Below are 5,579 nucleotides of genomic sequence, written 5' to 3'. Positions count from 1 at the left end.
CTTTGCCGCAAAGACAAACCCCCACCCGTGTTCACGGATGGGGGTTTGGGGATAAAGACCCTGGCGATGACCTACTCTCGCATGGCAAAGCCACACTACCATCGGCGCGGGTGCGTTTCACTTCCGAGTTCGGAATGGGATCGGGTGGTTCCACACCGCTATGGTCACCAGGGAGAGGGTGGAGGGTCGCCTCACGGCGCCGCGCTCTCGTTGGTTACCGACAGGTCTCTCGACCTGAGCGGAAAAGGGGTGGATGTAGCGAGCAGTGGAATGTCGTGACGTGTCACGAAGCCAAGGGTGCATTCGGGAGCTAAGCTCCACGAAGCCACTTGAGGTTATATGGTCAAGCCGCACGGATCATTAGTACAGGTTAGCTCAATACATTGCTGTACTTACACACCCTGCCTATCAACGTCGTAGTCTTCAACGTTCCTTTAGGGGAGTCAAGCTCCCGGGAGATCTCATCTTGAGGCGCGCTTCCCGCTTAGATGCTTTCAGCGGTTATCGCTTCCGAACATAGCTACCCGGCAGTGCCACTGGCGTGACAACCGGAACACCAGAGGTTCGTCCACTCCGGTCCTCTCGTACTAGGAGCAGCCCCTCTCAAATCTCCAACGCCCACGACAGATAGGGACCGAACTGTCTCACGACGTTCTGAACCCAGCTCGCGTACCACTTTAAATGGCGAACAGCCATACCCTTGGGACCGACTACAGCCCCAGGATGTGATGAGCCGACATCGAGGTGCCAAACACCGCCGTCGATATGAACTCTTGGGCGGTATCAGCCTGTTATCCCCGGAGTACCTTTTATCCGTTGAGCGATGGCCCTTCCATACAGAACCACCGGATCACTAAGACCTACTTTCGTACCTGCTTGATCCGTCGATCTTGCAGTCAAGCACGCTTATGCCTTTGCACACAGTGCGCGATGTCCGACCGCGCTGAGCGTACCTTCGTGCTCCTCCGTTACTCTTTGGGAGGAGACCGCCCCAGTCAAACTACCCACCATACATGGTCCCCGATCCGGATTACGGACCCAGGTTAGAACGTCAAGCACATCAGGGTGGTATTTCAAGGATGGCTCCACCGAAGCTAGCGCCTCGGTTTCACAGCCTCCCACCTATCCTACACAGACGAACTCAACGTTCAATGTAAAGCTATAGTAAAGGTTCACGGGGTCTTTCCGTCTTGCCGCGGGAACGCTGCATCTTCACAGCGATTTCAATTTCACTGAGTCTCGGGTGGAGACAGCGCCGCTGTCGTTACGCCATTCGTGCAGGTCGGAACTTACCCGACAAGGAATTTCGCTACCTTAGGACCGTTATAGTTACGGCCGCCGTTTACTGGGGCTTCGATCAAGAGCTTCGCCTTGCGGCTAACCCCATCAATTAACCTTCCAGCACCGGGCAGGCGTCACACCCTATACGTCCACTTTCGTGTTTGCAGAGTGCTGTGTTTTTGATAAACAGTCGCAGCGGCCTGGTCACTGCGGCCCCTCTCAGCTATGAACCAAAAGGGGCGCACCTTCTCCCGAAGTTACGGTGCTATTTTGCCTAGTTCCTTCACCCGAGTTCTCTCAAGCGCCTTAGAATTCTCATCCTGCCCACCTGTGTCGGTTTACGGTACGGTCTGCGTAAGCTGAAGCTTAGGAGCTTTTCCTGGAAGCGTGATATCGGCAGCTTCGCCCAAAAGGGCTCGTCCTTAGTCTCAACGTTGCTCCCCCGGATTTGCCAAAGGGAACCGCCTCAACTCTCTCACCCGGACAACCAACGCCGGGCCTGCCTAACCTTCTCCGTCCCTCCATCGCACTTACGCGAGGTGCTGGAATATTAACCAGCTTCCCATCGACTACGCTTTTCAGCCTCGCCTTAGGGGCCGACTCACCCTGCGCCGATTGACGTTGCGCAAGGAAACCTTGGGCTTTCGGCGTGCGGGGTTTTCACCCGCATTATCGTTACTCATGTCAGCATTCGCACTTCCGATACCTCCAGCAACCTTCTCAAGTCACCTTCAACGGCTTACGGAACGCTCCTCTACCGCGTACACAAAATGTGCACACCCCAAGCTTCGGTTCATCGCTTAGCCCCGTTAAATCTTCCGCGCAGACCGACTCGACCAGTGAGCTATTACGCTTTCTTTAAAGGGTGGCTGCTTCTAAGCCAACCTCCTGGCTGTCTGTGCCTTTCCACATCGTTTTCCACTTAGCGATGAATTTGGGACCTTAGCTGTGGGTCTGGGTTGTTTCCCTTTTCACGACGGACGTTAGCACCCGCCGTGTGTCTCCCGGATAGTACGTACTGGTATTCGGAGTTTGCAATGGTTTGGTAAGTCGCAATGACCCCCTAGCCATAACAGTGCTCTACCCCCAGCAGTATTCGTCCGAGGCGCTACCTAAATAGCTTTCGAGGAGAACCAGCTATCTCCGGGTTCGATTAGCTTTTCACTCCTAATCACACCTCATCCCCTACCTTTGCAACGGGAGTGGGTTCGGGCCTCCAGTCCGTGTTACCGGACCTTCACCCTGGGCATGACTAGATCACCCGGTTTCGGGTCTACTGCCCGCGACTATGCGCCCTTTTCAGACTCGGTTTCCCTTCGCCTCCCCTATACGGTTAAGCTCGCCACGAACAGTAAGTCGCTGACCCATTATACAAAAGGTACGCCGTCACCCCTTTCGAGGCTCCGACTGCTTGTACGCACACGGTTTCAGGATCTATTTCACTCCCTTCACCAGGGTTCTTTTCGCCTTTCCCTCACGGTACTGGTTCACTATCGGTCGGTCAGTAGTATTTAGCCTTGGAGGATGGTCCCCCCATGTTCAGACAGGGTTTCACGTGCCCCGCCTTACTCGCTTTCACTGAAAGAGCCCTTTCGCATACGGGGCTATCACCGTCTATGGCCGTCCTTTCCAGGAACGTTCCGCTAGAACTCAATCAGCTTAAGGGCTGGTCCCCGTTCGCTCGTCACTACTCAGGGAATCTCGGTTGATTTCTTTTCCTCCGGGTACTTAGATATTTCAGTTCTCCGGGTTCGCTTCCAGCAGCTATGTATTCACTGCAGGATACTGCTTGCGCAGTGGGTTTCCCCATTCGGACATTACGGGATCAAAGCTTGTTGCCAGCTCCCCCGTACTTTTCGCAGGCTGCCACGTCCTTCATCGCCTCTGACCGCCAAGGCATCCACCGTGTGCGCTTATTCGCTTGACCATATAACCCCAAGTCGCCTCGGGGTTGTCTGTGCCCGGGGGTACAAAGCCCGGACGCGAATTTCGACAACTCAAATTTTAGGGGATCAATGTCCCCCGCCTTAGCCTCACGACACGTCTGTAGACATTCCGTCTAAAACGCTCGCTACATCCGATTTTTCAAAGAACACCCCACCGGCTTCAGCGCCCGTGCGGTTCTAATCTTTATGTGTGTGCAGGCATTCGAAGCTGGGAGCATATGGTGGGTCTGGGAGGACTCGAACCACCGACCTCACCCTTATCAGGGGTGCGCTCTAACCACCTGAGCTACAGACCCGATGTTGCTATCCGCCGACATCGGCCGAGCCTGAGATGGTGGAGCTTGTCGGGATCGAACCGACGACCCCCTGCTTGCAAAGCAGGTGCTCTCCCAGCTGAGCTAAAGCCCCATCGAAACGGGACGCTCCCGTCAAAGCCCCAAGGGCTTTGCGGAACTTCGAATGCAGGTGTCTTGTGCGGGCGCCTGGCAGCAATGCTGCCGGTTCTCAAAAGGAGGTGATCCAGCCGCACCTTCCGATACGGCTACCTTGTTACGACTTCACCCCAGTCATCGGCCACACCGTGGCAAGCGCCCCCCCGAAGGTTAAGCTACCTGCTTCTGGTGCAACAGACTCCCATGGTGTGACGGGCGGTGTGTACAAGGCCCGGGAACGTATTCACCGCAGCAATGCTGATCTGCGATTACTAGCGATTCCGACTTCACGGAGTCGAGTTGCAGACTCCGATCCGGACTGAGATAGGGTTTCTGGGATTGGCTCACCGTCGCCGGTTTGCAGCCCTCTGTCCCCACCATTGTAGTACGTGTGTAGCCCTGGCCGTAAGGGCCATGATGACTTGACGTCATCCCCACCTTCCTCCGGTTTGTCACCGGCGGTCTCCTTAGAGTTCCCACCATTACGTGCTGGCAACTAAGGACAAGGGTTGCGCTCGTTGCGGGACTTAACCCAACATCTCACGACACGAGCTGACGACAGCCATGCAGCACCTGTGTTCTGGTTCCCGAAGGCACTCCCTGATCTCTCAAGGATTCCAGACATGTCAAGGCCAGGTAAGGTTCTTCGCGTTGCATCGAATTAAACCACATACTCCACCGCTTGTGCGGGCCCCCGTCAATTCCTTTGAGTTTCAGTCTTGCGACCGTACTTCCCAGGCGGCGAACTTAACGCGTTAGCTTCGATACTGAGCTCCAAGTTGAGCCCAACATCCAGTTCGCATCGTTTAGGGCGTGGACTACCAGGGTATCTAATCCTGTTTGCTCCCCACGCTTTCGTGCCTCAGTGTCAGTGCTGGTCCAGGTGGCCGCCTTCGCCACGGATGTTCCTCCCGATATCTACGCATTTCACTGCTACACCGGGAATTCCGCCACCCTCTACCGCACTCCAGATCGCCAGTATCCAATGCAGTTCCCAGGTTGAGCCCGGGGCTTTCACATCAGACTTAACGAACCACCTACGCACGCTTTACGCCCAGTAATTCCGAGTAACGCTTGCACCCTTCGTATTACCGCGGCTGCTGGCACGAAGTTAGCCGGTGCTTATTCTTCCGGTACCGTCAGGACCCCAGAGTATTAATCTAAGGCTTTTCTTCCCGGACAAAAGAGCTTTACAACCCGAAGGCCTTCTTCACTCACGCGGCATGGCTGGATCAGGCTTGCGCCCATTGTCCAATATTCCCCACTGCTGCCTCCCGTAGGAGTCTGGACCGTGTCTCAGTTCCAGTGTGGCTGATCATCCTCTCAGACCAGCTACGGATCGTCGCCTTGGTGGGCCATTACCCCGCCAACTAGCTAATCCGGCATCGGCTCATCTCTCTGCGCCAGGCCCGAAGGTCCCCGGCTTTCACCCGTAGGTCGTATGCGGTATTAGCGTAAGTTTCCCTACGTTATCCCCCACATAGAGGCAGATTCCGATGCATTCCTCACCCGTCCGCCGCTCGCCGGCATCCCGAAGGACCCGCTGCCGCTCGACTTGCATGTGTTAGGCCTGCCGCCAGCGTTCACTCTGAGCCAGGATCAAACTCTTCACTTAAGTTTTGCAACCAATCCCGAAGGATCAGCTAAAGCTTTTAGTGCAGAGCTCGCTCCAAGCCTCAAAACTCGCTTGCATTTGCATGCATTTGATTCTTGTTGCTTGTGACGAGACATCTGCGATGGACAGTCATCCACCACCAGACGCCCGCACAAGTCACCTGCGCACACTGTCAAAGATCTTCGAGACCGGCCTCAGCGCCGCGCCTCGTTTTCCCCTCAAACGAACCTCAGTTCGTCCAAGTGAGCCGCCCATTTTAGGGCATTTCCGATCACTGTCAACACCTCGTGAGCGGAAATTTTGCTG

2 tRNA genes and 3 rRNA genes are annotated in these 5,579 nt (G+C 55.5%); all 5 read right to left on the bottom strand.

Going from position 1 to position 5,579, the window contains the following annotated elements:
• Positions 1 to 58 precede the first annotated feature (58 nt).
• A 5S ribosomal RNA gene (rrf, locus tag FW784_RS12220) occupies positions 59 to 172 on the bottom strand.
• 167 nt (positions 173 to 339) lie between these two features.
• Positions 340 to 3,208, bottom strand: a 23S ribosomal RNA gene (locus FW784_RS12215).
• A 238-nt stretch (positions 3,209 to 3,446) separates the two neighbouring features.
• Positions 3,447 to 3,523, bottom strand: a tRNA-Ile gene (locus tag FW784_RS12210).
• A 36-nt stretch (positions 3,524 to 3,559) separates the two neighbouring features.
• Positions 3,560 to 3,635: transfer RNA gene (locus FW784_RS12205), tRNA-Ala, on the bottom strand.
• Positions 3,636 to 3,734: 99 nt separating this feature from the next.
• Positions 3,735 to 5,273 (bottom strand): 16S ribosomal RNA (locus tag FW784_RS12200).
• Together the 16S, 23S and 5S rRNA genes with 2 tRNA genes alongside form the textbook arrangement of a ribosomal RNA operon.
• Positions 5,274 to 5,579 lie beyond the last annotated feature (306 nt).

Origin of the sequence: Cognatilysobacter lacus (genome assembly GCF_008274655.1) — a bacterium.
GTDB classification, from domain to species: Bacteria; Pseudomonadota; Gammaproteobacteria; order Xanthomonadales; family Xanthomonadaceae; genus Cognatilysobacter; species Cognatilysobacter lacus.
The sequence above is the reverse complement of the archived record's forward strand: the minus strand, read 5'-3'. Positions and strand labels throughout refer to the sequence as shown.